A 26,242-nucleotide genomic window follows, 5' to 3' on the forward strand; every position below is an offset into this window, starting at 1 on the left:
CCGGTCCCGCGCGACCGATCACCGTGCGCCGAGCAGCTCCAGACCCCGCTCCCAATCGAACTCCCGCCGTCCATCGCCCACTTGGACGTCACCGGCGTACGGATCACCGAACCGCACCCCCATCCCGCCCAGCCGCTCCAGACTCGCCCGGTACGCGGGATGGGCTGCCAACGCCTCGCCCACGCACGGCAGTACGGCTATCGGCACCCCCAGCCCGCACACCTCGCAGAGCGTGCCCAGGGCGAGGGTGTCGGCGATACCGGCCGCCCACTTGTTGACGGTGTTGAAGGTGGCGGGCGCGACGAGCACGGCGTCGGGTGCCGGGAAGGGCCGCGGATCACCGGGCCTGCGCCAGGCGGACCGGATCGGGCGTCCGGTCTGCGTCTCGACCGCGTCGGTGTCGAAGAACCCCATGGCGAGGGGTGTCGCCATGACCCCGACCTCCCAGTCCCGCTCCTGCGCGGCGGTGATCAGCGTGCCGACGTCGGAGGCGATCCCGGCGGCGCAGACAATGACGTAGAGGAAGGGATTCGGGGCCTGCGCGGACGTCTTGGTCATCCGGGAACCCTAAATGAGTTGCCGGTACCCGGTCCCCGGCCCCAGGATCACGCCATGTCTACGATCGAAGCCTCCCGGCCGCTGTCCCTCACCGCCGCTCGTCCGGTGCGGGTCCAGCAGCAGCCCGGCCGCCCCTGGAGGCCCGTGCTTCCCCGGTCATGACGGCCGCGCTCGTCGCGGGGCTTCTCGCGGGGTACGGCATCGCCGTCCCGGTCGGAGCCGTCACGACCTATCTCGTCTCCCTCACCGCACGTACGTCCCTTCGGACCGGTCTCTGCGCGGCGCTCGGCATCGCCACCGCCGACGGTCTCTACGCCCTCCTCGCCGCGCTCGGCGGGACTGCCCTGGCCGGCGCCCTGCAGCCGGTGCTGGTGCCGCTGCGCTGGGCCTCCGCACTGGTGCTGGCCGCGCTCGCGGTCCGGGGCGGGGCCGGCGCCCTGCGGCAGTACCGTGCCGGTCTGCTCTCCGTACGGGCCGACACCGCACCGCCGAGCCCGCTGCGGGCGTTCCTCATGCTGGTCGGCATCACGCTGCTCAACCCCACCACCGTGATCTACTTCGCCGCGCTGGTGCTCGGCAGCCGGGCCTCGGACGCCGTGTCCCCCTGGGAGCAGGGCGTGTTCGTGCTCGCGGCCTTCCTCGCATCGGCCAGCTGGCAGTTGCTGATCGCCTCCGGCGGCGCGCTGCTCGGACGGGTTCTGACGGGCCACCGCGGGCGGCTGGTGACGGCCCTCGTGTCCAGTGCGGTGATCATGGCGCTGGCGGTGCGGATGGTGGTGTCGCCGACATGATGACGGTCACAGCCCATGACCCGGTGCCTGTCCCGGTCGACGTGCCGGTCGATGTTGACGTCGATGTTCCGGCCGCCGTCCCGACGCCGGCGGATGAATCCGCCCCGCCCGCGTGTTGACCCTCGTGCACAACAGTCACACGCGAGACGACGCGACGAGACGATGGGACGAACTCCATGCCTCTTGAGGGCGAGTACGAAGCCAGTCCGACACAGTGGGTGCGTGAGCAGGTGGAGCTGTACGAGAGCTCCGGCGGCACCGAGGGAACGACCCTGCTCGACACCGGCCTTCCGGTCGTCCTGCTCACCACCCGCGGCGCCCGGAGCGGCAAGATCCGCAGGACGCCGCTCATGCGGGTGGAGCACGACGGTGTGTACGCGGTGGTCGCGTCGCTGGGTGGCGCCCCCAAGCATCCGGTCTGGTACTTCAACGTCCTCGCCGATCCGCACGTCGACATACAGGACGGGCCGGTGCGCCAGGACAGGATCGCCCGTGAGGTGACGGGCGAGGAGAAGGCCGTGTGGTGGGAGCGGGCGGTCGCCGCGTTCCCCCAGTACGCCGAGTACCAGAAGAAGACCGACCGGGAGATCCCCGTGTTCGTCCTCGAAGCGGCCGACGGAAGCTGATCCCGGCCGGGCAGAGACATTTTCGGTGCCCGGAGGAGTGAACTCCCGGCCTCCGGGCACCCGCGTCTCAGGCCCCGCCGCGTCCCCCCGTCGCGGCGGGGCTTTCCGCTGCCTCCTTCGCCGCCGCGTCGGTGACGTCGAGGAAGATCTCACCGGCCTCGGGGACCGCGCGGGCGACCGAGCGTTTGATGCGTACGGCGACCTCCTCGACCCGCTCGCTGTCGAGGCCGGGGACGAGGTCGATCCGGGCGGCCACCAGGGTGGAGTCGAGACCCATCTTCATCGTGAACAGCGCCTCCACGCTGTCGATCTCGGGCTGCTCCGCCAGCAGGGCGCGGATCTCGCGGCTCAGTTCCGGGTCGGCGGCCTCGCCGATGAGCTGGGCGCGCGCGTCCCGGCCCAGCCAGAACGCGACGCAGACGAGCAGCACCCCGATGGCGACGGAGGCGGACGCCTCCCACACGACCTGCCCGGTGACCATGTGCAGGGCCATGCCCACGATGGCGAACGTCACGCCGAGCACCGCGGTGCCGTCCTCGGCGATCACCGTACGCAGGGCGGGGTCCCGCAGAGCACCCGCACCGCCCGCTGTGCCCTTCCCGGCCTTCCCGCGCTCCCCGCGCGCCTGGTGCACGGCCCGCAGCAGCGAGGCACCCTCGGCGAGCAACGCGACCCCGAGCACGACCAGGCCCGCGACATAGCCGCCGAAGGACTCCTCCTTGTCGCTGCTGAGTGCCTCCACGCCCTGGAAGAAGGAGAAGCAGCCGCCCATGACGAAGATGCCGACGGCCGCGAGCAGCGACCAGAAGAACCGTTCCTTGCCGTAGCCGAAGGGGTGCCGTTGGTCGGCGGGGCGGCGGCTGCGGCGCAGGGCCGCGAGCAGGAAGACCTCGTTGAGGCTGTCGGCCACCGAGTGCGCGGCCTCGGACAGCAGCGCGGGCGACCCGGTGAGGAGGCCGCCCACGGCCTTGGCGACGGCGATCAGCAGGTTGGCGCCCAGCGCCACCAGCACGGTCACACGCGTACGCCGGTCCGCGGACGGCGTGCCGCTCGGCTCCTCCCGGTCCGGTGCCGCCGTCAACGCTGTTCGGGGGCCGTCGACGTCACCTGGCGGAGGGTGAAGGAGTGGCCGGCCGGGTCGGCGTACCCGCGCTCCTCGAACGGGGTACCTGCGTCCTTCGTCTCCAGCGCGCGTCCGCCGAGGCCGACCACCCTGCGTTCCGCCTCGTCGAGATCGCACACGCGGAAGTCGAGGTGAACCTGGAAGGACGCCTCGGCGCGCGGCCAGCTCGGCGGAGTCATGTTCGCGTCGAGGCGGAACTCCATCCGGGTTCCCCCGGCGCCCCTGATCTCGATCCGGTTGACGGTCGTCTCCGTCTCCTCGGCCTCCAGCAACTCCATGTAGAAGGCGGCGAGCTTCTCGGGCTCGGCACAGTCCAGCACCACGACGCCTGCCGTCACCAAGGTCATTCTTCCTCCGCACGGAGTCCGGGGCGGGACTGTTCGCCGCTGCCCTCTTCTGTGCGGGTACCCCGCACACGGGAATCACACGGGCGGCGCGTCGTCGGGCGCGGTGAGTTGTGCGAGGCGGGCCGCCGCCGCCGTCAGGAAGAGGTCGAGGGCCGCCGGGTAGGAGCTGCGGCGCATGTCCGTGACGAGGTGGCGGGCGGTCGCGTTGATGTGCGGGTGGGTGTCTGCGGGCAGCCGGGCGTAGGTCGCCCGCCACACGGCTGTCTCAGCCTCGCGCGCGGCCTTCGGCAGTGCCGTGTTCGCCGAGTCGAGGGCGCCGAAGGCGAGCGCCTGGTCGACGAAGGCGTGGTAGATCCGTACCGCCTCGGCGTCCGGGAACCCGGCACCGCGCAGCACCCCGAGGCCGGTCTCCACGGCCTGGATCTCGTACGCCCGTCCGGTCACCCGGTACGAGCTGAGCACCGCCGCCTGCGGCTGCGCGAGCGCTCCGGCGTGCATCCGCAGACCGAGGTCGCGCAGGTCGGCGCGCCAGTCGCCACTGGGGCGCCAGGTGCGCAGGGTACGGCCGATCAGTTCGTCGGCGATGGCGAGCAGCAGGTCGTCGGTGTCGCGGAAGTAGCGGTACAGGGCGCTCGGGTCGGCGCCGAGGGCGCGGCCGAGGCGGCGCACGGACAGGGCTTCGGCGCCGTGTTCCCCGAGCAGCCGCATCGCCGTCTCGACGATCAGTTCCTCGGAGAGGACGACACCCTGTTTGGTGGGGCGCCTGCGACGCCTGGCACCGGGCGGGACGACACGTTCGCTCATGGGGCCTCCTCCTGCGCGGTCGCTCACGGTCGCACCCGGCCCTGCGCGGCGACCGGTGCGGGCACCTTATGACAACACCGTTGACCTGTTAAGGCCCCGGGCAGTTTCATGTGCGTTCACCGGGGTCGACCGAGGCCCCCAGGTGTGAGCGGAGACCGCCATGACCGATCCCCAGCCCTACGGAGCTGCCCCACCCACGCCGACCCCGTCGCCCACGCAGCCCACGCACCCCGCGCTGCGCAAGTCCCTCGGCATGCTCGACGGCGTCGCCATCGCCGCGTCCAGCACGGCGGCGACCACCAGCATCGGTATCGGTCTCGGGGTCACCGCCGGGGTGGTCGGGCTGCATCTGCCGGCCATCATGCTGCTCGCGTTCCTGCCGGTCCTGGGCATCGCGGGCGCCTACTCCCGGCTGAACCGGGTGGAGCCCAACGCGGGCAACGGCTATGTGTGGGTGGGGCGTTCGCTCAGCCCGTGGCTCGGCTTCATGGTGGGCTGGGTGAACATCGTGGCCTCGGTGGTGTTCCTGGCGTACACCACGGCGGTCACCGGCTCGGCGGTCATCCAGCTGGCCGGTGACGCGGGACTGCACCGGGTGGCCGGGCTGTCCCTGGACCCGGGGTCGACCGCGCAGACGACCGGCGTCGGCGTCCTGGTCCTGGCCGCCGTCACCCTGACCGCGGTCTCCGGCATCAGGACGGCCGCCCGGCTCCAGGGCGGACTGCTGATCTTCGAGTACGTCGTGCTGCTGGGCTTCTGCGGCTACGGCATCGCCGTCGGCCCGCACCCGTTCAGCCTGAGCTGGTTCGACCCCTTCCAGATCCCCTCGGCGTCGGCTCTCGCGCAGGGCATGCTGCTGTCGGTGTTCTGCTACTGGGGATTCGAGGCCGCGTTCAGTGTGAACGAGGAGGTGAAGGACCCGGGACAGGCGTCGCGGGCCGGGATCACCACCCTGGTGACCATGCTCGGACTGTTCCTGCTCGGCTCGATCGCCTTCCAACGAGTCCTGTCCGAGGGCGAGTTGGCGGGACACGGTGCCGAAGGACTGGCCTTCTTCGGCAACCGGCTCGCCGACCAGCCGCTGGCCGCGCTGCCGCTCGTCGCGCTGATGTTCTCGGCCGTGGCCTCGTTGCAGGCCGGGGTGATCCCGACGGCCCGCGCGATGTTCGCGATGAGCCGCGACCGTACGCTCGGCCCCTCCTGGTCCCGGGTCAGCCCCCGGTACGGCACCCCGGCGGCCGGCACCCTGATGATCGGCGCGCTGGCGGCGACCGTCGCCGGGCTCGCCCTGGTCCTGCCGCGCCTCGCCGACATGATCCTGGCGGCGGTCAACGCGATCGGCATGGTCGTCGCCCTGTCGTACGCGCTCACCGCACTCGCCGCCGCAGTGCGCTTCCGGGGTCTGCTGCGCGAGAACTGGCGGGACGGCCTGCGAGCGGTGGTGCTGCCCGCGCTGAGCGCGGCCACGCTGCTGGGGCTCGGCGGCTATCTGGGCTGGTCCTTCTACACCTCCGCCGACCATCTCGAACTCAGCCCGGACAACGGCTGGTTCCTGCTCCTCGTACCGTCACTGATGGTCGCGTCCGGTTTCCTGGCCGCGGCCTGGGCGAAGTGGGGACGCAGGAGCCCGTACTTCAGCACCGGCCGGGGCACCGACGCGGACGCGCCGCAGCTGCTCGCGGTGAAGGAGGCGTCGTCGGCACGGTGAGCTCCGCGGGGTCGGCGGTTCGATTCACCTGCGGGCCCGTGGGGGCTGGTCGCGCAGTTCCCCGCGCCCCTATCGGGGCGCCGTTGCCCACCGTTCTTCACCAGCACCGCCCTGACAGCGCATCCGCAGCCGACCCCTTTCCTCCCACTCCCCACACCTCAAGGAAACGGAACATGCACGCTGACCTCCTCTTCACCGGCGGACCCGTGTTCGCCCCCGGGAACCCCACGGCCGTAGCGGTCACCGGCGGCCGGATCACCGCCGTGGGCCGGGCCGAGGTGCACGACCTGATCGGGGCGGGGACCGAGGTCGTCGATCTCGCCGGGCGCCTGCTCCTGCCCGGCTTCCAGGACGCCCACGTCCATCCGCTGCCGGCCGGGCTCGAACTGACCCAGTGCGACCTGACCGGCACGAAGACCGCCGAGGACACGGTGGCCGTCGTCCGCGCCTACGCCCTCGCGCACCCCGAGCGGGAGTGGATCACGGGCGGCGGCTGGTCCATGGAGGCCTTCGAAGGGGGCACGCCCACCCGCGAGTTGCTGGACGCGGTGGTCCCGGACCGGCCGGTGTACCTGCCCAACCGGGACCATCACGGGGCCTGGGTCAACACCCGCGCCCTCGAACTCGCGGGCGTCACCCGGGACACCCCGGACCCGGCGGACGGCCGCTTCGAGCGGGACGCCGACGGCGAGCCGACCGGCATGCTCCAGGAAGGAGCCATGGAGTACGTGGGCCGGCTGACCCCGCCGGTCACGGCGGCGGAGCGACGGGCGGCCCTGCTGTCCGCGCAACGGCGGCTGCACTCGCTGGGCGTCACGGCCTGGCAGGACGCGCTGGTCGGCTCGTTCCTCGGTATGGAGGATCCTTCCGAGACCTACCTGGCCGCCGCCCGGGACGGTTCGCTGACCGCGCGGGTGGTCGGCGCGCTGTGGTGGGACCGGGAGCGCGGGGCCGAGCAGATCCCCGAACTCGTGGAGCGGCGGGCCGCGTTGAGCCGGGGCAGGTTCCGGGCGGGCAGCGTGAAGCTGATGCTGGACGGGGTCGCCGAGACGGGCACGGCCGCGCTGCTCGACCCGTACCTCGACAAGTGCGGCTGCGCCACGGCCAACCGGGGCACGAGCTTCGTGGACGCGGCCGAACTGCCCAAGTACGTGACGCAGTTGGACGCCCTCGGTTTCCAGTGCCACTTCCACGCGCTGGGCGACCGGGCCGTACGCGACGCCCTGGACGCCGTCGAGGCGGCGCGCGCCGCGAACGGGCCGAGCGACACCCGGCCGCATCTCGCCCACCTTCAGGTGGTGCACCCGGACGACGTGCCGCGCTTCGCCCGGCTCGGCGCGGTCGCGAACATCCAGGCGCTCTGGGCCATGCACGAACCCCAGATGGACGACCTCACTATCCCCTTCCTCGGCCCCGAACGCGCCGCGTGGCAGTACCCGTTCGGCGCGCTGCTGCGCTCCGGGGCCACGCTGGCCGCGGGCAGCGACTGGCCGGTCAGCAGCCCCGACCCGCTCCAGGCGATCCACGTCGCGGTCAACCGCGCGGCACCGGGTTTCCCGTCCTCCCCGGTGTTCCTCCCCGCCGAACGCATCGGCCTGACGGACGCGCTCACGGCGTACACGGCGGGTTCGGCGTACGCCAACCACCTGGACGACACGGGCACCGTGCGCGCGGGGGCGCTGGCCGACCTGACGATCCTGGACCGCGATCCGTACGCCGGCCCGCCGGAGTCGATCGGGGAGACGAAGGTGGCGCTCACCTATGTGGGGGGCGAACGGGTGTATGCGGCGGCGGACGGGGGCGCCTGACTACAGGCCCAGGCGAAGGGTCACCGCCTGGGCCGCGAAGCCGTTGCGCTCGTAGAAACGCACGGCGCCGGTGTTGGCCGCGTAGGCGGTCACCTCGGCGTGCTCGGCGCCCTGTTCCCGTGCCCACCGGACGAAGGCCTCCACCAGGCGCGCCCCGGTCCCCGAACTCCGGTGGGCGGGACGGACATACAGGCTGATCAGCGTGGCGGTCTTCACCGGCTGCCGCGCTGTGGGTTCGGCGAGCGAGCCCATCAGATGGCCGACCACCGCGCCGGCGCACTCGACCGCCAGTACCAGGCGTGCCGGGTCGCCCAGCGCCGCCGCGAAGGACCCGGCGGCGTGCTCGCGCGGCCAGTCCGCGTCGACGCTCGGGTCACGGGTGCCGGCGTCCTCGGCGAAGAGGCCGGTGCTGGAGGCGACGAGCCCTGGTATGTCGTCGGCGCGGGCGCGGCGGACGGTGATCGTCGGGGTGTGGGCCGGGTGATCGGTCATGGTCGGCACGCTAGTGGTGGGGTCTGACAACCCGGGTCGACTTTCTGGACAGCTGTCCATGTATGCTGGCCGCCTGTCCATGATGGACACCTGTCCAAGAAGACGCTTTCAGAAGCCTGACGCAGGAGATTGCCGAGCATGGTGACGGTCGCGAACGTGCTGGTCGGCCTGGTGGCCGCGTTGCATCTGTACATCCTGGTGATGGAGATGTTCCTGTGGCAGCGCCCGCCGGGGCGCAAGTTCCACGGGTTCGACGCGGAGATGGCCGGTGCGACGGCCAAGATGGCCGCCAACCAGGGGCTCTACAACGGGTTTCTCGCGGCGGGCCTCATCTGGGGTCTGATCGCGGCCGATCCGACCGGGTTCCGCGCGCAGGTCTTCTTCCTCTCCTGTGTGATCGTCGCGGGCGTCTACGGGGCCGCGACCGCCAACCGGCGCATCCTGTTCGCCCAGGCTCTGCCCGGCGCCATCGCCCTGGCCGCCGTCCTCGTCGCGCGGTGACGCGCGGCGCGCCCGAGGACCCGCGGGCCGCCCGCACCCGGGCGAAGCTCCGCGAGGCCCTCCTCGCGGAGTGCGCCGAACACCCGCTGGCGGAGATCGGCGTGGCCGCGCTGGTACGCCGGGCGGGGGTCGGCCGGGCCACGTTCTACGTCCACTACCCCGACCTGGAGGCGCTGGCCGTCGACGCCTGTGCCGATGTCGTACGGGAGGCCGTGGACGCCCTGCACGCCTGGCGCGGGCGACCCGACCCGGTGGTCGCCCCGGCCGCGCTGGTGGAGTTCTTCGCGGCCCTCACCCCGCACACCGCGCTGTACCGGGCCCTGCTGAGCCCGGGCGGCGGGGGTCCGCTGGGGCAGGTGCTGCACCGGGACCTGCGGGCACGGAGCCTCGCGGAGCGCGAACTGGCGGGCGCCGCGGACGCTCCCCTGGTCGCCTCCGCGGTGGCCGCCACCTTCGCCGGAGTGCTGGCGGACTGGCTGCACGGCAGGATCGAGGCGACGCCGGATCAGATCGCCCACCAGGTCTGGCAGCTGCTGGTGGCGCTGCACCGGAGCCGGTGAGGGTTTTCGCCCTCACCGCCCCTGCCCGTCCTGTCCATCCCCCAGCGGGAGCCCCCCACTGAGGCTGCGCCCCCAGACCCCCGCTTCGGCCCTGAAGGGGCCCCGTCCTCGAACGCCGGACGGGCTGGGCGCGCGTCTGGGCGCGTTCACGTCGGTCAGCCGAAGGTCAGTACCGGCTTGATCGTCTTGCCCGCGCCCATGTCCCGTACGGCCTGGTCGATGTCCGCGAACGGGTAGGTGCTGATCAGGCGGTCCACCGGGAGCCGGCCCGCCTTCACCAGTTCCACCAGGGCCGGAATGAAGGTCTGCGTCTCGGCGTCGCCCAGGGTGAGGCCCACGACACGCTTGCCGGGGAGCAACCCGTTGACGTCCAGGGCGACTTCGGTGCCGAAGGGCGGCGCGCCGACCACGACGAGCGTGCCCCGCTGGGCGAGGGCGTCGACGCCCTGGCGCAGGACGGCGACGTTGCCGGTGGTCTCGACGGCACCGTCGGCACCCTGGCCCTCGGTGATCTTCGCGACGGCCTCGCCGAGGTCGGCCTCGCCCGCGTTGATCGTGTGGGTGGCGCCCAACTCCCTGGCCAGCGACAGTCGTTCGCCGACCCTGTCGACGGCGATGATCCTGGTCGCCGGGGTCAGTGCGGCGGCCATGACCGCGGACAGGCCCACGGCTCCGGCACCGAGGACGAGGACCGTGCTGCCCGTGCCCGGCTTCAGCACGTTCCAGACGGCGCCGACACCCGTCTGGACACCGCAGCCCAGCGGGGCGATGGACTCCAGCGGGACGTCAGGGTCGACCTTGACCAGGCTGCGCCGGTCGACCAACGCCCGCTCGGCGAAGGAGGACTGGCCGAAGAAGTGGCCGCCCAGCTCAGTGCCGTCACGGCTGATCGTGGCCGTGCCGTCGGCCCGCCGGCCCCCGAGGAGGTTCAGCGGCAGCCAGGCCACGCAGTAGGCGGGGTGCCCGTCACGGCAGTTGCGGCAGCCACCGCAGGAGGTGAAGGACAGGACGACATGGTCGCCGGGCTCGATCCCGGTGACGGCGGAGCCGACGGCCTCGACGACGCCGGCGCCCTCGTGCCCCAGAACTCCGGGGAGGGGGAAGGGCAGTCCGCCGCTCGCCACCCCGAGGTCCGTGTGACACAGGCCCGCCGCGACCAGACGTACGAGTGCCTCGGTGGGCGCGGGCTCGGCCAGTTCGACGTCGGAGAGGGTGAAGGGCGCACCGCCGGACTCGACGACCGCGGCGCGGGTGGTGATGGACATCATGAACTCCCTTACGGGCTCAAGGACTTACGAGTTGGCGTGGTGGCTGGTCGCAGTCCGCGCTCAGTCGAGCGAGACGACGACGGACTTGACCCTGGTGTACGAGGCGAGCGCCTCGGGGCCGTACTCGCGGCCGAAGCCGGAGTCCTTCACACCGCCGAAGGGAATCGCGGGGTCGAGCATCGCCCAGTCGTTGATCCAGACGATGCCCGCCTGAAGCCGGTTCGCGACCCGGTGGGCGCGGGCCAGGTTGGTGGTCTGGACTCCGGAAGCCAGGCCGTACGGCGTGGAGTTGGCGAGCTGGACCGCCTCGTCCTCGGAGTCGAAGGGCTGGACGGTGAGGACCGGGCCGAAGATCTCCTCCTGGACGACCCGGGAGTCGTTCGCCAGGTCGGCGATCACCGTGGGCTTGTAGTAGTAGCCGCCGTCCAGGTCGAGCCGCTCGCCGCCGCAGACGATCCGCGCACCCTCCTTGCGGGCCAGCGCCACGTACTCCTCGACCTTGCGCAGGTGCTTCTCACCCGCCATCGGGCCCACCACCGTCTCCGGCTGCCGCGGGTCGCCGACCGGGACCCCGGGCACCGCGTCGGCGAGGATGCCGATCAGGGTCTCGTACACCGGGCGCGCGACCAGCAGTCGCGGGCCGCCCATGCAGAACTGGCCGGTGTTGAAGACGAAGCCCTTGATGACCGCGCCGACGGCCTTCTCGACGTCGGCGTCCTCGAAGACGATGTGCGCCGCGTTGCCGCCCAGCTCCATGGTGACCGGCTTGAGTGCCTCGCCCGCCGCGCTCGCCACGTGCCGGCCGATGGCGGTGGAGCCGGTGAAGGCGATCTTGTCCACACCGTTGTGCCGCAGCAGTGCCTCGCCGGCCACCGGGCCGGTGCCGGTGACGACGTTGACGACACCGTCCGGGACGCCGGCCTCCTGGAGCAGTCTGGCCATGTAGAGGGCGCTGAGCGGGGTCTCGTCGGCGGGCTTGTGCACCACCGTGTTGCCGGCGGCCAGCGCCGGGCCCAGCTTCGAACCGGCCAGGATCAGCGGGAAGTTGAAGGGGGTGATCGCGGCGACGACGCCGACGGCCTCGCGCTTGGTGTAGGCGAGCGCGTTGTGGGCCGTCTCGCGGGTCGCGCCGTCGAGGGAGAAGGCGAGGGCGGCGAAGTACTCGTAGTCGTTGGCCGCGTTCGTCACGTCGACGGCGTGGCACAGGCTGATCGGCTTGCCCACGTCGAGGCTCTCCAGCTGTGCGATCTCGTCCGCGTTCTCCCGGATCAGCTGGGCGACCCGGTTCAGGATCCTGCCGCGCTCGCGTCCGGTCGTCGCGGCCCACGGGCCGTTGTCGAACGCCTCCCGCGCGGCCCGCACGGCCGCGTCCACGTCGGCCGCCGACGCCTCCGCGACGGTCGTGACGACCGTGCCCCGGGACGGGTCGACCACCTCGGTACGCGCTCCGTCCGCCGCCTCACGCCACTGCCCTCCGACGAACAGTCGCCCGGGTTCGATCTCGAAGGTGGTCATCACCACTCCTCAGCCTCATCGCCAAGATTTCAATCAACAGGATTCCTGTTGGTCCGCAGTCTGATTACAGCCAGGTTTCCTGTCAATGCTCTAATCTGAATCCATGGTCAGCACCAAGGCACCCCCCTCACTGCTCTACATGGTCAAGCAGGTGGAACTCGTAGTGCGCTCCCATCTGGACGAGCTGGTCAGACCAGCCGGTATCACCGCACTCCAGTACACCTCGCTCACCGTCCTGGAGCGACACGACGGCCTCTCCGCGGCCCAGCTGGCCCGGGACTCGTTCGTCACCGCGCAGTCCATCGCCGATCTCGTCCGGTCCCTGGAGAACCGCGGGCTGGTGCGCCGGGAGCGCAATCCGCGCAATCGAAGGGAGCTGCTGATCCTGCTGACCGACACCGGCCGCGAACTGCTCGACCGCTTCACCGAGCCCGTGCGGGAGCTGGAGGAGCGGATGATCCGCGACCTCACGTCACACCAGGCGGACCAGTTCCGGCAGGCACTCTCCAGAGCCTGGCACGCCCTGTCGTAGCCCCGCCGCACGATTCACGGAAAGACGTGTGCGAGACACGCTTCAATTTCGAAGACATATGTCAATCGAACATGCTCAAATTCACTCCAACGAGGGTAACTTGCAGAACGGGGCAGTCAGTTGCGCTCATCTGGGCCCGGCAGTACGTCTACGCTCATCGCACGACGTCACCCCGGCCCCCGGTGACTGGCTGGTTCCGCCACCACAACAGCCGGTTGGAGGCGATGTCGTCGTGCAGCAGGATCCTCCGCCGTCCACCCGGTATCTGCGTGTCCACGAGGACCGCGGCCACACGGTGCTGGAGTTCCACGGCGAGATCGACATCGCCGCGGCCGTCGAGATCATCCCGCACCTGGACGCGGCGACCGGGCATCCGGACGCCCGGATCGTGATCGACCTGACGGATGTCGAGTTCTTCGACTGCTCGGGGCTGCGCCTGCTGTACCGGGCCCGCCACCGGGTGCTCGCCCACGACGGCCGCCTCCATCTGGTCTGCACACACCCGCTCACGCTGCGCGTCCTCAAGGTCACCGGCCTGGCCAAGGTACTGCCGCCTGCGGCGTCGCTGGACGCGGCCCTGGGACTGCCCGAGACCGCGTCCGGCACGTTGTGACCCGCGCCTGACCGGCACCGGCCACGGCGCGGCCCGACCCGGCCCGGCTACTTCAGGATCCTGGTGACCTGCCCCGCGCCCACCGTCCGGCCGCCCTCCCGGATGGCGAACTTCAGCCCCTCCTCCATGGCGATCGGCTGGACCAGTTGCACCAGCATGGTGGTGTTGTCCCCCGGCATGACCATCTCGGTGCCCTTCGGCAGGGTCACCACCCCGGTCACGTCCGTCGTCCGGAAGTAGAACTGGGGGCGGTAGTTGTCGAAGAACGGCGTGTGCCGGCCGCCCTCGTCCTTCGACAGGATGTACGACCTCGCCTCGAACTCCGTGTGCGGAGTGACCGATCCGGGCTTGATGACGACCTGGCCGCGCTGGACGTCCTCCCGTTTCACCCCCCGCAGCAGCAGCCCCACGTTCTCCCCCGCCCGGCCCTCGTCGAGGAGCTTGCGGAACATCTCGATGCCGGTGACGACCGTCTTCGTCCGCTGCTCGTGGATGCCGATGATCTCGACCTCGTGGTTGACGTGCAGCACCCCGCGTTCGATCCGACCGGTGACGACCGTGCCGCGGCCGGTGATGGTGAACACGTCCTCGATCGGCATCAGGAACGGCCGGTCCACGTCCCGCACCGGCTCGGGCACCGCCTCGTCGACGGCGTCGAGGAGTTCGAGCACCGAGGCGCTCCACCGCGGATCGCCCTCCAGCGCCCGGAGCGCGGAGACCTTGACGACCGGGACGTCGTCGCCCGGGAACTCGTACTCGGTGAGCAGTTCCCGCACCTCCAGCTCGACGAGTTCGAGGAGCTCCTCGTCGTCCACCATGTCCGTCTTGTTGAGCGCGACCACGATGTACGGGACGCCCACCTGCCGGGCCAGCAGCACATGCTCCTTGGTCTGCGGCATCGGCCCGTCGGTGGCCGCGACGACGAGGATCGCGCCGTCCATCTGCGCGGCGCCCGTGATCATGTTCTTGATGTAGTCGGCGTGCCCGGGGCAGTCCACGTGCGCGTAGTGCCGGCGCTCCGTCTGGTACTCGACGTGGGCGATCGAGATGGTGATGCCCCGCTGCCGCTCCTCGGGCGCCTTGTCTATCTGGTCGAACGGCGTGTACGGGTTCAGGTTCGGGAACCGGTCGTGCAACACCCTGGTGATCGCCGCCGTGAGCGTCGTCTTACCGTGGTCGATGTGCCCGATGGTGCCGATGTTGACGTGGGGTTTGGTCCGCTCGAACTTCGCCTTGGCCACTGCGAGCCCTCCTGATCACCTCGGGTGACGCGGGGTGGTGCTCCGCTCGACCTCGCACGGGGTCGTCCTACCTGTCTATTAGGTTCCCGGTGCGTCGAACAGGGCGCTGACGGACTCACCGTTGTGAATACGACGCACGGCCTCGGCGAGCGCCGGGGCGATCGACAGCACCCTCAGCTTCTCCGTGCGCTCCTCCTCCCGGATCGGCACGGTGTTGGTGCACACGATCTCCAGCACGTCCGGCTGCTCGCTGAGCCGCTTGAGCGCGCCCGCCGTGAACAGCCCGTGGGTGCAGGCGACCCGGATGGACCGCGGCCCCAACTCCCTCAGCCGTTGGAGGAGTTCGAGGACGGTACTGCCCTTGGCGATCTCGTCGTCCAGCACGATGACGTCCCGCCCGGCGACCTTGCCGATCACGGAACTGATGCGCACCCGGTCGTCCGCGAACCGCTGTTTGGCCCCGGCGGCCACCTCGGCTCCGATCAGCCGGGCGAAGTGCGCGGCCTCCTTGGCGTTGCCGAGGTCGGGCGACACGACCGTCGTACGGGACAGGTCGTACTGGCGGAAGTGCTCGGCGAGTTCGCGCAGGGCGTGCAGATGGTCGACCGGGACCGAGAAGAAGCCGTGGACCTGCGGGGAGTGCAGGGTCATCGCGAGGACGCGGCTCGCACCGGCCGTCACCAGCAGATCCGCGACCAGTCGTCCGCCGAGCGAGATGCGGGGCATGTCCTTCTTGTCGGAGCGGGCGTACGCGTAGTGCGGCATGACGACCGAAATCCGCCCCGCCGACGCCCCGCGCGCCGCGTCGCACATCATCAGCAGCTCGACGAGGTGCTCCTGGACCGGCGTGACCAGCGGCTGGATGAGGAAGACGTCCCGCTCACGGCAGTTGGCCTGGAGCTGGACCTCCAGGCAGTCGTTGGCGAACCGGCTGACCTGGGTGGGCCGCAGGGGCACCCCCAGGTGCTCGCAGACCTCGGCGGCCAGTTCGGGGTGGGCACTACCGCTGAACACGGCGATGTCTCGCACGATCTGCTCCTAGCATGATCATTCCGGTCGGCCGGTGCCCATGCTACTGACCTTCCCGGTCCGCCACCGGCCGGGATATTCGGTTGCGGCCGACCGCCGGGGTCGCGTCATGATGACCACGGCCGAATCTCCCCGACCCCAGGAGCACGGAATGCGCCGATTCCTCGGAACCCTCCGCCCATGCCGGATCACCGTTCCCGAGGACTCGACCACCCATGCACACCTTGCGGACCCCGCACACCCAGCACACCCCGTACACCCTGAACATCGGGATTCTGGCCCACGTCGACGCCGGTAAGACCAGCCTCACCGAGCGGCTGCTGTTCGACTCCGGCGCGATCGACCGGCTCGGCAGTGTCGACGCCGGTGACACCCGGACGGACGACGGCGCGATCGAGCGGCAGCGCGGGATCACCATCCGTTCGGCGGTCGCCGCGTTCACGGCCGGCGACACCCAGATCAACCTCATCGACACCCCGGGGCACTCCGACTTCGTCGCCGAGGTCGAACGCGCCCTGGAGGTCCTGGACGGCGCGGTGCTGCTGCTGTCCGCCGTGGAGGGCGTCCAGGCCCGGACGCGCGTGCTGATGAGGACCCTGCGGCGGCTCCGGCTGCCCACGCTGGTCTTCGTCAACAAGATCGACCGTGCGGGCGCCCGGTCCGAGGCCCTGCTCGCGGACGTCCGCCGCCGTCTGACCCCGCACATCGTTCCGCTCACCCACGTCGACGGCGTAGGCACTCCGGCCGCCCGCACCCGGCCCCGCCCCCTCACGGCCGGGGCCACGGCGGAGGCGATCGCCGAGGTCGATCCGGGCATTCTCGCGGCCCTCGTGGACGGCCCCGCGCCGACCCCGGACGACCTGGCGGAGGCCCTGGCCGCCCGCACCGCCGACGGCTCGCTCCACCCGCTCCTCTTCGGCTCCGCGCTGGGCGGCCAGGGCGTACCCGAACTCGTCGAGGCCCTGACCCGGCTGGTCCCCCGGCCCGCCCCTACCGGCGCGGACGCGGCCCCACGCGGCACGGTGTTCGCCGTACGCCCCGCACCGGGCGGCGGGCGGACGGCGTATCTGCGTCTGTACGAAGGTGAGGTGACGGAGCGTCAGCGGCTGACGTTCCTGCGGCGTGAGGCCGACGGCCGGACCACCGAGGTCCCCGGCCGGGTCACCGGCCTCGAAGTGATCGGCCGCCATGGCCCGCTGACCGCCGGGAACATCGCCGCGCTGACCGGCTTCGGCGCCGTCCGGGTCGGCGACCGCCTCGGCGAACTCACCACCCGTTCCCCGCAGTTCGCGCCTCCGACCCTGGAGACCCTGGTCCGGGCCCGGCATCCGGAGCAGTCGGCGCGCCTGCGCTCCGCCCTGCTGACCCTGGCCGACCAGGACCCGCTGACCCACGCCCGGCCCGCTGCCGACGGCAGCACCTCGCTGCTGCTCTACGGCGAGGTGCAGAAGGAGGTCCTCGCCGCCACCCTCGCCCAGGACTTCGGCATCGACGCCGAGTTCGAACCGAGCCGCGTCCGGTTCCTGGAGCGGCCCGCGGGCACCGGCGAGGCGTACGAGGAGAACCCGTGGCTCGACGGCGCCCGCTGCTTCGCGACGGTCGGACTGCGCGTCGAGCCGGGGTCGCCCGGCTCGGGTGCGGTGTTCACGTACGACACCGAACTCGGCGCGCTCCCCCGCGCGTTCCACCAGGCGATCGAGGACTCCGTCCACACCGCTCTGCCGGCCGGCCCGCACGAGTGGCCGGTCACCGACTGCCGGGTCGTCCTCGTCCGCTCCGGGTTCGTCGGGCCGCTCAGCACCGCAGCGGACTTCCGGGCGCTCACTCCGGTGGTACTGCGCCGCGCTCTGGAGCGGGCCGGGACGCGGGTGTACGAGCCGTACCACGCCTTCGAGTTGCAGATCCCGGCGAGCGCGCTGGCGCCGGTGACCGGTCTGCTCGCTTCCCTCGGCGCGGAGTTCGGCCGGACCACGGGGGGCGGCGCCTGCTGGCACCTCACCGGTGAGCTGGCGGCCCGCCGGGTGCGTGAGGCCGAACTGCGGTTGCCGGGGCTGACGCACGGCGAGGGAGTGTGGTGGTCGCGCGTCTCGGGCGACCGCGCACTCCGGTAAGCCCCTCCCGATTGTTGCGATACGTCAACAGGACGGTCTGGCAGTGCATTTGGCGGGCATCCGGTTCAGTACGTAGGAAGAAGGAGGTCCGTCGCCATGACGACGCCCATCAAGGCCGTGCGACGCATGCCCCTCTGGGCCAAGGTGCTCAGTGCCGTGGTGCTGGTGTTCGCGCTGCTGCTGGCCGGTCTCCGGCTGGCGGTGCTGCCGGGGCTGGGGGACATCTTCGGCGAGGAGACGCACGATCGTTCGGGACCCGTGCTCCTCGAATCCATCCAGGACATGAGCCGTTACGAAGCGGCGTCCGGCAACTTCCAGGTCGTCGTGGACCTGGAGAAGGACACCAAGTACCTGCCCGACGCGATCAAGGGCACCCGTGTGCTCTATGTGGGTGCCGGGACGGTCGACGCCTATGTCGATCTCGGCAAGGTCGCGAAGGACGACGTGACGGTCAACAAGGACCGCACGTCCGCGACCCTCCGGCTGCCGCACGCGGCACTCGGCAAGCCCGCGCTGAACCCGGACCGCTCCTATGCGGTCTCCAAGCAGCGCGGCATCTTCGACCGGATCACCGACCTCTTCTCCGACAACCCGAACGACGAACAGGCCGTCCAGAAGCTGGCGGCCCGGCACATCGGCGACGCGGCGAAGGAGAGCGAACTGACCGTGCGTGCCGAGCAGAACACGACCACCATGCTCAAGGGCCTGCTCGGCTCCCTCGGCTTCACGGACGTGAAGGTCACGTACGGGACCTGAGAGATGCCGGCCTGCCCGGGTCCTGGGATCGGGGCAGGCCGGAGCGGCATTCTCGGCCTGTTCGGGGGTAGCTGCCGTTGCACGGGGATCAGTTGAAGACCGGAGGACGTTGATGGCCCGATCAGCTCCGCGCACCCTCGCCGCGCGCCTGCGCCCGGCGAAGGCCGAGAGCAAGCCGCCCAGGATCCCGCCGAAGTCCCCACCCGAGTCCCCACCGAGGTCCACACCCAAGTCTCCCAAGTCGCCCAAGGGACCGAAAGGTTCGAAGGGGGCGAAGGGGTCGTCGGGGTTCTCCTCGAAGTTCTCGTCGAAGATCCGGAGGAACCCGAAGGCCGCTCCGGACCCGGCGCCCGAGCAGGTCCGGCCGAAGCGTCGGCCGTTCGCCTTCCTGGCCCGGGTGCTGACGGTTCTGTGCGCCTTCGTGTTCATGGTGGCGTTCGCCGTGATCCTGGCCAGGCTGACACTTGAGCCGTCCCCGGCGTCCGTGGCACTGACCCACACCAATTTCCATCCGGGCCGCTCGCTGCGCGCCTACCTCGACCAGCCCGAAATGCGGGACGCCATCCGGCAGATCGGCGGAAACCTGCTGCTCGGCGTGCCCTTCGGCATCCTGATGCCCGTCATCGCGCCCCGGACCCGGGGAGTCCTGCGCGTGGTGTTCCTGACCGCCATCGTCATGCTCATGGTCGAGGTGGCCCAGGGCGCGATGATCACAGGCCGCGCCTTCGACATCGACGACGTCATCCTCAACACGACGGGCGCGCTGATCGGTTACCTGCTCCTCGGCCGTCGACTCAGCCGCGCGGTGCACGCGCCGAAGCGGCAGAAGGCATAGCCCGCCGGGCCGGCTACCCCGGCCTCGTCCAGGTGAGTTTGTCGCCGCCGACCCAGCGGACCGTGTCCGGATCGTCGAGATCATGGACCGTGATGCCGGCCGAGGCGGCGACCCTCAGCACGTCGGTGAGCGTCCGCGCCGCTCCGGCCACCTCACCGTCGATCTCCACGATCCGGAACGGCGGGACGCCCGGCTGTACCCCGAGCACCATGATCCGCGGATGGGACATGTAGGGGCTCGCTATTTCGGTCATGCATCGAGCGTAGAGCGAATCCGGCCATCATGTACCGGCCAGGAATAGTTCCGGAACGCCTGCCTCGCCCCCTCCATACCCTCCACACGTCCGCTCCTCGGCATCTCCGTGGTGCGGACCCGCCGAGCCCGCGCGACGCTGGAGGCGGAGGTGACGATGGTCATGGCGATGGATCCCGTGGAGGCGCTGGACCGGATCGCCTTCCTGCTGGAGCGCTCCCTGGCGCCCACGTATCGCGTACGGGCGTTCCGAACCGCGATCGGCGTGCTGGCGGAGCTGTCCCCGGACGAGATACGGCAGCGGTCCGGCACCGGCACGCTGGAGTCCCTCAAAGGCATCGGCCCGAAGACCGCGCAGGTGGTGCGGGAGGCGCTGGCCGGGCAGGTGCCCGCCTACCTGGAGAAGCTGGAGCGCGAGCAGGGGGTGGCCCCGCCTGTCCGGGACGGGGAGCGGCTGCGGGCGCTGCTGCGCGGGGACTGCCACCTGCACTCCGACTGGTCCGACGGCGGCAGCCCGGTCGAGGAGATGGGCCGCACGGCGGCGCGGCTCGGGCACGAGTGGGCCGTGCTCACGGATCACTCACCGCGTCTCACGGTGGCGCGAGGCCTGTCCGCGGAGCGGTTGCGCGAGCAGTTGGCCCTGGTCGGGGAACTGAACACGACCTGGGCACCGTTCAGACTGCTGACCGGCATCGAGTGCGACATCCTCGACGACGGCTCCCTGGACCAGGACCCGGAGCTGCTGGACCTGCTGGACGTGGTCGTGGTGTCCGTGCACTCCAGGCTGCGCATGGACGCGCGCGCGATGACCCGCCGGATGGTGTCCGCCGTACGCGATCCGCGCTCGGACGTGCTCGGGCACTGCACCGGGCGGCTGCTCGTCGGGCCCGAGCCGCGGGGTGGCGGTGGCGGGCGGGGAGAGCGGGGCGGGGGCCGTACACGGCCGGAGTCGGAGTTCGACGCGGACGCGGTGTTCGCCGCGTGTGCCGAGACGGGCACGGCCGTGGAGATCAACAGCCGGCCGGAGCGGCTCGACCCGCCGCGCCGGCTGCTGCGGCGGGCCGTGGCGGCGGGCGTGCTGTTCTCCATCGACACCGACGCGCACGCGCCCGGCCAGCTGGACTGGCAGATCCACGGGTGCGCCCGCGCCGAGGAGTGCGGTGTACCGGCCGAGCGGGTGGTCACGACCTGGCCGGTGGACGATCTGCTGGCCTGGACGCGGGAGCGCAGGCTGCCGCCGGACCTCGGGACGCGCCTCGGAGAGGGCCACGGGGATGGTCTCGGGGAGGACGGCGGCGCGGCTTGACTTCGAGAGCACTCCAATTCGTAGCGTGCCGCGCATGACCACCGCACAGCACAAGATCGGCTCGGGCTTCGACGCCCGGAGCACCGCCGACGACGTCCTCGCGGGCATCGACCTCTCCGGGCGGCTCGCGCTCGTCACGGGCGGCTACTCGGGCCTGGGCCTGGAGACGACCCGGGCGCTCACCAGGGCGGGCGCCCGGGTCGTCGTTCCCGCCCGCCGCCCGGAGACCGCCCGGGAAGCGCTGGCCGATGTCGAGGGCGTCGAGGTGGACGCGCTGGACCTCGGCGACCTGGAGAGCGTGCGCGCCTTCGCCGACCGCTTCCTCGCCTCCGGACGCGTCCTCGACATCGTGATCGACAACGCCGGGATCATGGCCTGCCCCGAGACCCGGGTCGGACCCGGCTGGGAGGCCCAGTTCGCGACGAACCACCTCGGCCACTTCGCGCTCGTCAACCGGCTGTGGCCGGCCATCGAGCCCGGCGGCGCCCGCGTCGTCTCCGTCTCCTCGCGCGGCCACCACTTCGCCGGCATCCGCTGGGACGACGTGCACTGGCAGCGCGGCTACGACAAGTGGGAGGCGTACGGCCAGGCCAAGACGGCGAACGTCCTGTTCGCCGTCCACCTGGACAGGCTCGGCCGCGACAAGGGCGTACGCGCCTTCTCGCTCCACCCCGGCGCCATCTTCACCCCGCTCCAGCGCCACATCCCCGTCGCCGAGCAGATCGAGCGCGGCTGGCGGGACGCCGAGGGCAACCTGGCCGACCTGGCGGGCGTCAAGACACCCGAGCAGGGGGCTGCCACCCAGGTCTGGGCCGCGACCTCCCCGCAGCTGGCCGGTATGGGCGGCGTGTACTGCGAGGACTGCGACATCGCCGAGCCCGCCTCGGCGGGCGACGAGCGCAGCGGCGTACGGGACTACGCGGTCGACGCCGAGCAGGCGGCGCGCCTGTGGGAGCTGTCGGCCCGGCTGACCGGGGTGGACGCGTTCGTGGTCTAACCACTGGGCCGCTCGGCGGCTGAACCACTGGGTGGCTCAGCCACTGGGCCGCTCGACCACCGGGCCGCTGGGCCGCTGGGCCGCTGGGCCGCTGGGCCGCTGGGCCGCTGGGCCGCTGGGCCGCTGGGCCGCTGGGCCGCTGGCCACAGGATGGCTCAGCCACTCGGTCACTGAACCAGTCGACCACAGGGTGGCCCGGCCACTCGGTCACTGAACCACTGGGTAGCTGAGCCACTCGGCCGCTGATCCACTGAGTGGCTCAGCCACCCAGCCACCGAGCCACCCAGCCACCCAGCCACCCAGCCACCCAGCCACCCAGCCACCCAGCCACCGATCAGGATGATCCCGCGTCGAGTTCCGCGGGGCCGTACAGCGCGGCGGGGGCGCCGGTGGTCAGGGCCCAGTAGCGGTCGCCGTACGACCAGTGCCACCACTCCGTGGGGTAGTTCACCAGTCCGGCCTCGCTCAGGGCCTTCCCGAGGATCTCCCGGTGTGCGCGGGCCTCGACGCCGATGTTGTCGGCGTGGGTGTAGCAGGCGCCCGCGCTGTCCTCGGGGTTCGCGTTCATGGCGGTACCCAGGTCGAGTTCGTTGCCGTCGGCGTCGGCGAGGGTCAGGTCGACGGCTGCGCCCGCGCTGTGCGGGGCGATCTCGGGCGGGGAGACATAGCGGCTGGCGGCGGAGCGGAGCCGGTCGGCGGGCCAGTCCGGGTGCTGGGCCAGCAGTTCGGCGGAGTACCCCTCGAAGTAGCGGCGTTGCAGGGCGGGCGGCCGGTAGCCCTCGACGAACAGCAGCCGAATGCCGTCGGGGAGCAGCGTCTGCGCGTCGAGCAGCCGGGCGAGGACGCCCTGACGCAGGCGGAACTGGGCGCCGCCGGACTCCCGTTGCTGCCGGTCGTCGGTGAGCAGGGCGCCTCGCACCTCCACCAGACGCTCCCCGCACTCCGAGACGGGTACGGCGGCCACCTTCGCGTCGGACATCAGGATGATCTCACTCATGGCAGGATCATCTCCCGGTTCCCGCCGCCGGTGATCACCTAGCACGGGCGGTGCGCGGGCGGGAGATCGTCCAACGCGCCCACCAGCGCGGGCCCCACCACCTCCCGCGTCCACTTCACGCGCTCCTCCCCCACAGCCCGGGGCACCGTCTCGGTGAGCATGATCAGGTACAGGTAGGCGCGGTACAGAGCGAGTCGTCGGCAGGTCGGCTCGTCGAACTCGACGCGTCCTCCGGCTTCCTGATAGCCCCTCAGGAATGCTTCGTCGCCCCTGATGTCCCCCAGCAGTGCCAGTGACACGAAGTCGGCCACCGGGTCGCCCCAGAACATGCGCTCGCCGTCGATGAGGCCGCCGAGCCGGGGCACGGCCGCCGAACGGTCCACCAGGATGTTCCCCTGCCAGAGATCGAAGTGGACCAACCGGGGAACGGTGACCTCGTCAAGGGTGTCGTAGGCGGCGCGGACGGTACGGGCCACCTCGTCCACCGGGACCGGCAGCCACGCGTCGTAGCGAACGGCGTCGTCGAGCACGGCGTCGAGCATCGCCGTGAAGGCCGTACGCCAGTCGGGGGCGAGTGGCCCGAGGGCGCCGGAGGGGTAGCCGAAGGCGGGCCCGGTGACCTGGTGCAGTCGGGCCACCAGGCCGCCCAGTTCCCCCCTCAGCAGGGCCCGCTCGGCGCCGGTCGTTGAGTCGTCCCACGGGTCGCCCGGGCAGGCGGTCATCAGCAGGTGCCCGTCCCCGGCGGTCACGACACTCGGCGCCGGTACGCCGACCGTGTCGGCGGCACGATAGAACTCCGCCTCGGACAGAAGCAGTTGGGACTCGTGGCGCAGCCCCGGCACGGTGTTCGGCGGTGGGATCTTCAGGACGTACCTGCCGCCGTCGACCAGCCGGAGTTCCTCGACGGTGTTGTACGTCCCGCCGGTGAGCGGACGGCAGTCCGCGAGGTGGTCCGGGGGCAGCCCCGCCGACACGAGGACCTGCCTGGCCCGCTCCCACGAATCGCTCACCGTCCGTGCCTCCCCTGCCTCGACCGGCCGCGTCCGCAAGCTGCGTGCGGCACCGTAACAGGGTACGAAAGGCGCTGTCGGCCGCCCTCACCCGCCGCGGACGGACCCGGGGCGCGGGAGGGGCCGGGCGGAGCGGGCGGTGCCCGCGCCCTCGGGGGCGCCGAAGCGGGCGAGGCAGTGCCACACCATCTTCAGGTGCTGGAGTTCGTGGCGTCCGGTGCGTGCCGCGTCGCCGATGATCCGTGGGTCGAGGTGGCCGTCCTCGGCGATCCGGGCGCCCAGTTCGACGTACTCGGGTCCCCGGTAGTCGGCGCGGTGGCGCAACTCACCTACGGAGAGCCGGTATCCGGGGTGCCATTCGAGCGGTACGGGCAGGGCGCGGGCCGCCTTCTCCACCAGGGTGCCGCGATAGCTCGCGTCGAGGACCAGTGCCTCGACGTCCTCGCCGAGCGCGACCGGGCCGTGCACCTGGGCCTCGATGTAGTCGTCGAGCGCGTCCTGTGTGTCCGCCTCGGCGAGGGCGACGAGGGACATGCCGGCGGCGACCCCGAAGTGGTCGGGTTCCGCAGCGCTGTCCGGGTAGCAGAAGGTGGACCGCGCGAGGACGGCGCCGGTCAGTCTGAAGTGCGAGGAGCCGAACCTCGGTGCGGCGCCGACGACTTGGCGCCGGAAGTTCAACGCGCCGTACACCGGGCGTTGTCGGGCGGGCGCACTGTCGTACGCCCCGGCGAACATCCGGCTCTCCCAGCGCCAGCGGTCGCCGCCGGGGCGGGCGGTGAGCCCGCCGTTGCTGGTGCCGGTGACGAACTGCGAGCGGTAGAAGCCGTCCTGCGCCAGCGCGCGCAGCAGGGGCAGTTCGCGGACCGTGCGGTCGGGGTGGAAGTTCAGGGTCACCCGGAGATCCGGGGGCACGGCCGGGCCGGCGGAGAGGGAGGCGACATGACGGAGTGCCTTCGTGTGCGCGGAATCGGGGTCGTCCATCATGCGTACCAGGAGATCACCCGGCGGCCCCGAAGATCCACAATTTTCTGGTCACCGGGGGAAACTCCCTGATCGCGTGAGGAAGGCCTCCCTCCGCATCCCGCGCGCCCGGGGATCCGGGTGAGTACGCTCGGTCCGTTTGCGGGAAGGGAGGCGTGCGCGCGCATGCGAGCAGTAGCTGGTGAGTGGGCGGCGTCCGTCGTCCGGTTCGTGCGAAAGCACCGCGAGCCCGTGGTCGTCCAGTCCCTGCGGTCGACGGCCGCCGCGACGATCGCGTACGTCGTCGCGCTCCGTTTCAGCCCCGAGGCCGCGCCGCTCACTGCCCCGCTGACCGCGCTGCTGGTCGTCCAGGTCACCCTCTACGCCACGATCACCACCGGCATCCGCCGGGTGAACTCCGTGGTCGCCGGAGTCGTCATCGCGATCGGCTTCAGCGTGCTGGTGGGCCTGACGTGGTGGAGCCTGGGTCTGATCATCCTGGCCTCGCTGGCGGTCGGGCATCTGGTGCGGGTCAGTGAGTTCGTGCCCGAGGTGGCGATCAGCGCGATGCTGGTGCTCGGCGTCACCCGGGTCGGGGACACGGCGTGGGCGCGGGTCCTGGAGACCGTGATCGGCGCTGTCGTCGGGCTGGCCTTCAATCTGCTGTTCGCGCCACCGGTGTGGGTGGACGCGGCCGGCGAGTCCATCGAGGGGCTGGCGCGCCGGGTACGGCAGTTGATGCTGCGCATGGGGGAGGAGGCGGCCGGCCGGACCCCCGTGGACCACGCGACCGCCCGGCTGCACGAGGCCCGCAGGCTCGACCACGACATCGTCGAGGTGGACGCGGCCCTGAAGCAGGCCGAGGACAGTCTGCGGCTCAACCCGCGCGTCCGGGAGGGCCTGCTGCACCGGGTGGTGCTGCGCACCGGCCTGGACACGCTGGAGATCTGCACGGTCGTCCTGCGCGTCCTCGCCCGCAGCCTCACCGACCTGGCCAAGGAACGGGAGCCGGAGCGGCTGTTCGCCCCGGAGACGGGTGCCGCGCTGGAGCGGCTGCTGGCCGAGATCGCCGACGCCGTGGTCAGTTTCGCGGTCCTCGTCACCACGGACGTCAGTGTCAGCGCCGAGTCGGCCGAGAGCCGGCTGACCACCGAACTCCGGGCCGCGACGGCCACCCGCGACAAGCTGGCCCAGCTGCTGCTGGCGGAGATCCAGCAGAACGCCGGGATCACGGCGCAGTGGCAGCTGCACGGTGCCGTGCTGACCGAGGTCAACCGCATCCTCGACGAGCTGGACACGGAGCACCGCTCCCGGCGGCTGCTGGAGGAGCTGGACCGCTGCACGCGTGAGGAGCGGGAACGGATGCCGTGGGTGACCCGGCTGCGGAAGTACGGAAAGCACGTGCGCGTGGCGGGCAGGAACCGCAGGGCGGTGTCACGTCGTTCTATGTGACGTAGTCGCATGGAGATGTCGCACGGAACAGAACGACTGGCACCGACCGG

The 26,242-nt window shown here is 71.5% G+C and carries 27 protein-coding genes; 14 read left to right on the forward strand and 13 right to left on the reverse strand.

Annotated elements, in window-relative coordinates:
• Positions 1-18: 18 nt before the first annotated feature.
• A complete protein-coding gene (locus OG595_RS03505) occupies positions 19-558 on the reverse strand; it encodes a flavoprotein (protein ID WP_329267643.1) in 540 nt (179 codons plus the stop codon).
• 158 nt (positions 559-716) lie between these two features.
• Here OG595_RS03505 and OG595_RS03510 point away from each other — a divergent pair, with 158 nt between their 5' ends.
• Positions 717-1,349, forward strand: a complete 633-nt coding sequence (locus OG595_RS03510) for a LysE/ArgO family amino acid transporter (protein WP_329267644.1) — start codon at positions 717-719, stop codon at positions 1,347-1,349.
• Between the two features lie 176 nt (positions 1,350-1,525).
• Positions 1,526-1,975 (forward strand): nitroreductase family deazaflavin-dependent oxidoreductase, encoded by a 450-nt coding sequence (locus OG595_RS03515; protein ID WP_329267646.1) that lies wholly within the window; start codon positions 1,526-1,528, stop codon positions 1,973-1,975.
• A gap of 67 nt (positions 1,976-2,042) precedes the next feature.
• On the opposite strand, the gene OG595_RS03520 is transcribed toward OG595_RS03515, so the two are convergent.
• From OG595_RS03520 to OG595_RS03530, 3 genes are all read right to left on the reverse strand, one after another.
• Positions 2,043-3,056, reverse strand: coding sequence for a cation diffusion facilitator family transporter (locus OG595_RS03520; protein WP_329267647.1), 1,014 nt, complete (start codon positions 3,054-3,056; stop codon positions 2,043-2,045).
• Complete coding sequence (locus tag OG595_RS03525) at positions 3,053-3,445, reverse strand: VOC family protein (RefSeq protein WP_329267649.1); 393 nt, start codon at positions 3,443-3,445, stop codon at positions 3,053-3,055. The genes OG595_RS03520 and OG595_RS03525 overlap by 4 nt, the downstream gene beginning before the upstream one ends.
• Before the next feature lie 75 nt (positions 3,446-3,520).
• Positions 3,521-4,249, reverse strand: coding sequence for a helix-turn-helix domain-containing protein (locus OG595_RS03530; RefSeq protein WP_329267651.1), 729 nt, complete (start codon positions 4,247-4,249; stop codon positions 3,521-3,523).
• A gap of 160 nt (positions 4,250-4,409) precedes the next feature.
• Between OG595_RS03530 and OG595_RS03535 the strand changes: the two genes are divergently transcribed.
• Positions 4,410-5,957: an APC family permease gene (locus OG595_RS03535; RefSeq protein WP_329267653.1), complete on the forward strand. Its 1,548-nt coding sequence runs from the start codon at positions 4,410-4,412 to the stop codon at positions 5,955-5,957.
• A 173-nt stretch (positions 5,958-6,130) separates the two neighbouring features.
• A complete protein-coding gene (locus OG595_RS03540; RefSeq protein ID WP_329267654.1) occupies positions 6,131-7,765 on the forward strand; it encodes an amidohydrolase in 1,635 nt (544 codons plus the stop codon).
• Here the strand turns inward: OG595_RS03540 and OG595_RS03545 are convergent, their stop codons facing one another.
• Positions 7,766-8,257, reverse strand: coding sequence for a GNAT family N-acetyltransferase (locus OG595_RS03545; RefSeq protein WP_329267656.1), 492 nt, complete (start codon positions 8,255-8,257; stop codon positions 7,766-7,768).
• A gap of 138 nt (positions 8,258-8,395) precedes the next feature.
• Between OG595_RS03545 and OG595_RS03550 the strand changes: the two genes are divergently transcribed.
• Together OG595_RS03550 and OG595_RS03555 are read left to right on the forward strand one after the other, a co-directional pair.
• Positions 8,396-8,758, forward strand: a complete 363-nt coding sequence (locus tag OG595_RS03550) for a DUF1304 domain-containing protein (protein ID WP_329267658.1) — start codon at positions 8,396-8,398, stop codon at positions 8,756-8,758.
• On the forward strand, positions 8,755-9,318 hold the full coding sequence (locus tag OG595_RS03555; RefSeq protein ID WP_329267660.1) for a TetR/AcrR family transcriptional regulator: 564 nt from the start codon (positions 8,755-8,757) through the stop codon (positions 9,316-9,318). The genes OG595_RS03550 and OG595_RS03555 overlap by 4 nt, the downstream gene beginning before the upstream one ends.
• Before the next feature lie 155 nt (positions 9,319-9,473).
• Here OG595_RS03555 and OG595_RS03560 read toward each other — a convergent pair whose 3' ends face one another.
• Both OG595_RS03560 and OG595_RS03565 read right to left on the reverse strand, forming a co-directional pair.
• Positions 9,474-10,583, reverse strand: coding sequence for an NAD(P)-dependent alcohol dehydrogenase (locus tag OG595_RS03560; RefSeq protein ID WP_329267661.1), 1,110 nt, complete (start codon positions 10,581-10,583; stop codon positions 9,474-9,476).
• Between the two features lie 63 nt (positions 10,584-10,646).
• Positions 10,647-12,101: an aldehyde dehydrogenase family protein gene (locus OG595_RS03565; RefSeq protein WP_329267664.1), complete on the reverse strand. Its 1,455-nt coding sequence runs from the start codon at positions 12,099-12,101 to the stop codon at positions 10,647-10,649.
• Positions 12,102-12,204: 103 nt separating this feature from the next.
• Between OG595_RS03565 and OG595_RS03570 the strand changes: the two genes are divergently transcribed.
• The gene (locus OG595_RS03570) at positions 12,205-12,633 is read left to right on the forward strand and encodes a MarR family winged helix-turn-helix transcriptional regulator (protein WP_164413654.1); all 429 of its coding nucleotides are present in this window, start codon (positions 12,205-12,207) and stop codon (positions 12,631-12,633) included.
• A 232-nt stretch (positions 12,634-12,865) separates the two neighbouring features.
• On the forward strand, positions 12,866-13,246 hold the full coding sequence (locus tag OG595_RS03575; RefSeq protein WP_329267668.1) for an anti-sigma factor antagonist: 381 nt from the start codon (positions 12,866-12,868) through the stop codon (positions 13,244-13,246).
• 47 nt (positions 13,247-13,293) lie between these two features.
• Here the strand turns inward: OG595_RS03575 and tuf are convergent, their stop codons facing one another.
• Entirely contained in the window at positions 13,294-14,487 is a 1,194-nt protein-coding gene (tuf, locus tag OG595_RS03580) for an elongation factor Tu (protein WP_329267670.1), read from the reverse strand.
• A gap of 78 nt (positions 14,488-14,565) precedes the next feature.
• Positions 14,566-15,516, reverse strand: coding sequence for a ribose-phosphate diphosphokinase (locus tag OG595_RS03585; protein WP_329267672.1), 951 nt, complete (start codon positions 15,514-15,516; stop codon positions 14,566-14,568).
• Positions 15,517-15,731: 215 nt separating this feature from the next.
• Between OG595_RS03585 and otr(A) the strand changes: the two genes are divergently transcribed.
• From otr(A) to OG595_RS03600, 3 genes are all read left to right on the forward strand, one after another.
• A complete protein-coding gene (gene otr(A), locus OG595_RS03590) occupies positions 15,732-17,627 on the forward strand; it encodes a tetracycline resistance ribosomal protection protein Otr(A) (RefSeq protein WP_329267674.1) in 1,896 nt (631 codons plus the stop codon).
• Between the two features lie 96 nt (positions 17,628-17,723).
• The gene (locus OG595_RS03595) at positions 17,724-18,383 is read left to right on the forward strand and encodes a DUF4230 domain-containing protein (protein ID WP_329267677.1); all 660 of its coding nucleotides are present in this window, start codon (positions 17,724-17,726) and stop codon (positions 18,381-18,383) included.
• A 313-nt stretch (positions 18,384-18,696) separates the two neighbouring features.
• Positions 18,697-19,218 (forward strand): VanZ family protein, encoded by a 522-nt coding sequence (locus OG595_RS03600; RefSeq protein ID WP_329282614.1) that lies wholly within the window; start codon positions 18,697-18,699, stop codon positions 19,216-19,218.
• 13 nt (positions 19,219-19,231) lie between these two features.
• Here the strand turns inward: OG595_RS03600 and OG595_RS03605 are convergent, their stop codons facing one another.
• Complete coding sequence (locus tag OG595_RS03605; RefSeq protein ID WP_329267681.1) at positions 19,232-19,471, reverse strand: hypothetical protein; 240 nt, start codon at positions 19,469-19,471, stop codon at positions 19,232-19,234.
• 168 nt (positions 19,472-19,639) lie between these two features.
• On the opposite strand from OG595_RS03605, the gene OG595_RS03610 reads away from it, so the two are divergent.
• Both OG595_RS03610 and OG595_RS03615 read left to right on the forward strand, forming a co-directional pair.
• The gene (locus OG595_RS03610) at positions 19,640-20,776 is read left to right on the forward strand and encodes a PHP domain-containing protein (protein WP_329282616.1); all 1,137 of its coding nucleotides are present in this window, start codon (positions 19,640-19,642) and stop codon (positions 20,774-20,776) included.
• 34 nt (positions 20,777-20,810) lie between these two features.
• Positions 20,811-21,773 carry an SDR family NAD(P)-dependent oxidoreductase gene (locus OG595_RS03615; RefSeq protein ID WP_329267683.1) on the forward strand — a complete coding sequence of 321 codons (963 nt, stop codon included), beginning with the start codon at positions 20,811-20,813 and terminating at the stop codon, positions 21,771-21,773.
• Between the two features lie 334 nt (positions 21,774-22,107).
• Here the strand turns inward: OG595_RS03615 and OG595_RS03620 are convergent, their stop codons facing one another.
• The 3 genes from OG595_RS03620 to OG595_RS03630 form a co-directional block, all read right to left on the reverse strand.
• Complete coding sequence (locus tag OG595_RS03620) at positions 22,108-22,770, reverse strand: M15 family metallopeptidase (RefSeq protein ID WP_329267685.1); 663 nt, start codon at positions 22,768-22,770, stop codon at positions 22,108-22,110.
• A 38-nt stretch (positions 22,771-22,808) separates the two neighbouring features.
• Positions 22,809-23,780, reverse strand: coding sequence for a phosphotransferase family protein (locus OG595_RS03625; RefSeq protein WP_329267687.1), 972 nt, complete (start codon positions 23,778-23,780; stop codon positions 22,809-22,811).
• 87 nt (positions 23,781-23,867) lie between these two features.
• Positions 23,868-24,764: a DUF3626 domain-containing protein gene (locus OG595_RS03630; protein ID WP_443072951.1), complete on the reverse strand. Its 897-nt coding sequence runs from the start codon at positions 24,762-24,764 to the stop codon at positions 23,868-23,870.
• Between the two features lie 162 nt (positions 24,765-24,926).
• On the opposite strand from OG595_RS03630, the gene OG595_RS03635 reads away from it, so the two are divergent.
• Complete coding sequence (locus OG595_RS03635) at positions 24,927-26,192, forward strand: FUSC family protein (RefSeq protein ID WP_329267689.1); 1,266 nt, start codon at positions 24,927-24,929, stop codon at positions 26,190-26,192.
• Positions 26,193-26,242 lie beyond the last annotated feature (50 nt).

The organism is Streptomyces sp. NBC_01451, from assembly GCF_036227485.1.
Lineage (GTDB): Bacteria > Actinomycetota > Actinomycetes > Streptomycetales > Streptomycetaceae > Streptomyces.

Excerpts from the sequence above, each read along its gene's own strand:
- OG595_RS03505 (WP_329267643.1), bottom strand. The coding sequence starts at position 558 with ATGACCAAGACGTCCGCGCAGGCCCCGAATCCCTTCCTCTACGTCATT.
- OG595_RS03510 (WP_329267644.1), top strand. The coding sequence starts at position 717 with ATGACGGCCGCGCTCGTCGCGGGGCTTCTCGCGGGGTACGGCATCGCC.
- OG595_RS03515 (WP_329267646.1), top strand. The coding sequence starts at position 1,526 with ATGCCTCTTGAGGGCGAGTACGAAGCCAGTCCGACACAGTGGGTGCGT.
- OG595_RS03525 (WP_329267649.1), bottom strand. The coding sequence starts at position 3,445 with ATGACCTTGGTGACGGCAGGCGTCGTGGTGCTGGACTGTGCCGAGCCC.
- OG595_RS03530 (WP_329267651.1), bottom strand. The coding sequence starts at position 4,249 with ATGAGCGAACGTGTCGTCCCGCCCGGTGCCAGGCGTCGCAGGCGCCCC.
- OG595_RS03535 (WP_329267653.1), top strand. The coding sequence starts at position 4,410 with ATGACCGATCCCCAGCCCTACGGAGCTGCCCCACCCACGCCGACCCCG.
- OG595_RS03540 (WP_329267654.1), top strand. The coding sequence starts at position 6,131 with ATGCACGCTGACCTCCTCTTCACCGGCGGACCCGTGTTCGCCCCCGGG.
- OG595_RS03545 (WP_329267656.1), bottom strand. The coding sequence starts at position 8,257 with ATGACCGATCACCCGGCCCACACCCCGACGATCACCGTCCGCCGCGCC.
- OG595_RS03550 (WP_329267658.1), top strand. The coding sequence starts at position 8,396 with ATGGTGACGGTCGCGAACGTGCTGGTCGGCCTGGTGGCCGCGTTGCAT.
- OG595_RS03560 (WP_329267661.1), bottom strand. The coding sequence starts at position 10,583 with ATGTCCATCACCACCCGCGCCGCGGTCGTCGAGTCCGGCGGTGCGCCC.
- OG595_RS03565 (WP_329267664.1), bottom strand. The coding sequence starts at position 12,101 with ATGACCACCTTCGAGATCGAACCCGGGCGACTGTTCGTCGGAGGGCAG.
- OG595_RS03570 (WP_164413654.1), top strand. The coding sequence starts at position 12,205 with ATGGTCAGCACCAAGGCACCCCCCTCACTGCTCTACATGGTCAAGCAG.
- OG595_RS03595 (WP_329267677.1), top strand. The coding sequence starts at position 17,724 with ATGACGACGCCCATCAAGGCCGTGCGACGCATGCCCCTCTGGGCCAAG.
- OG595_RS03605 (WP_329267681.1), bottom strand. The coding sequence starts at position 19,471 with ATGACCGAAATAGCGAGCCCCTACATGTCCCATCCGCGGATCATGGTG.
- OG595_RS03610 (WP_329282616.1), top strand. The coding sequence starts at position 19,640 with ATGGATCCCGTGGAGGCGCTGGACCGGATCGCCTTCCTGCTGGAGCGC.
- OG595_RS03615 (WP_329267683.1), top strand. The coding sequence starts at position 20,811 with ATGACCACCGCACAGCACAAGATCGGCTCGGGCTTCGACGCCCGGAGC.
- OG595_RS03620 (WP_329267685.1), bottom strand. The coding sequence starts at position 22,770 with ATGAGTGAGATCATCCTGATGTCCGACGCGAAGGTGGCCGCCGTACCC.
- OG595_RS03630 (WP_443072951.1), bottom strand. The coding sequence starts at position 24,764 with ATGATGGACGACCCCGATTCCGCGCACACGAAGGCACTCCGTCATGTC.
- OG595_RS03635 (WP_329267689.1), top strand. The coding sequence starts at position 24,927 with ATGCGAGCAGTAGCTGGTGAGTGGGCGGCGTCCGTCGTCCGGTTCGTG.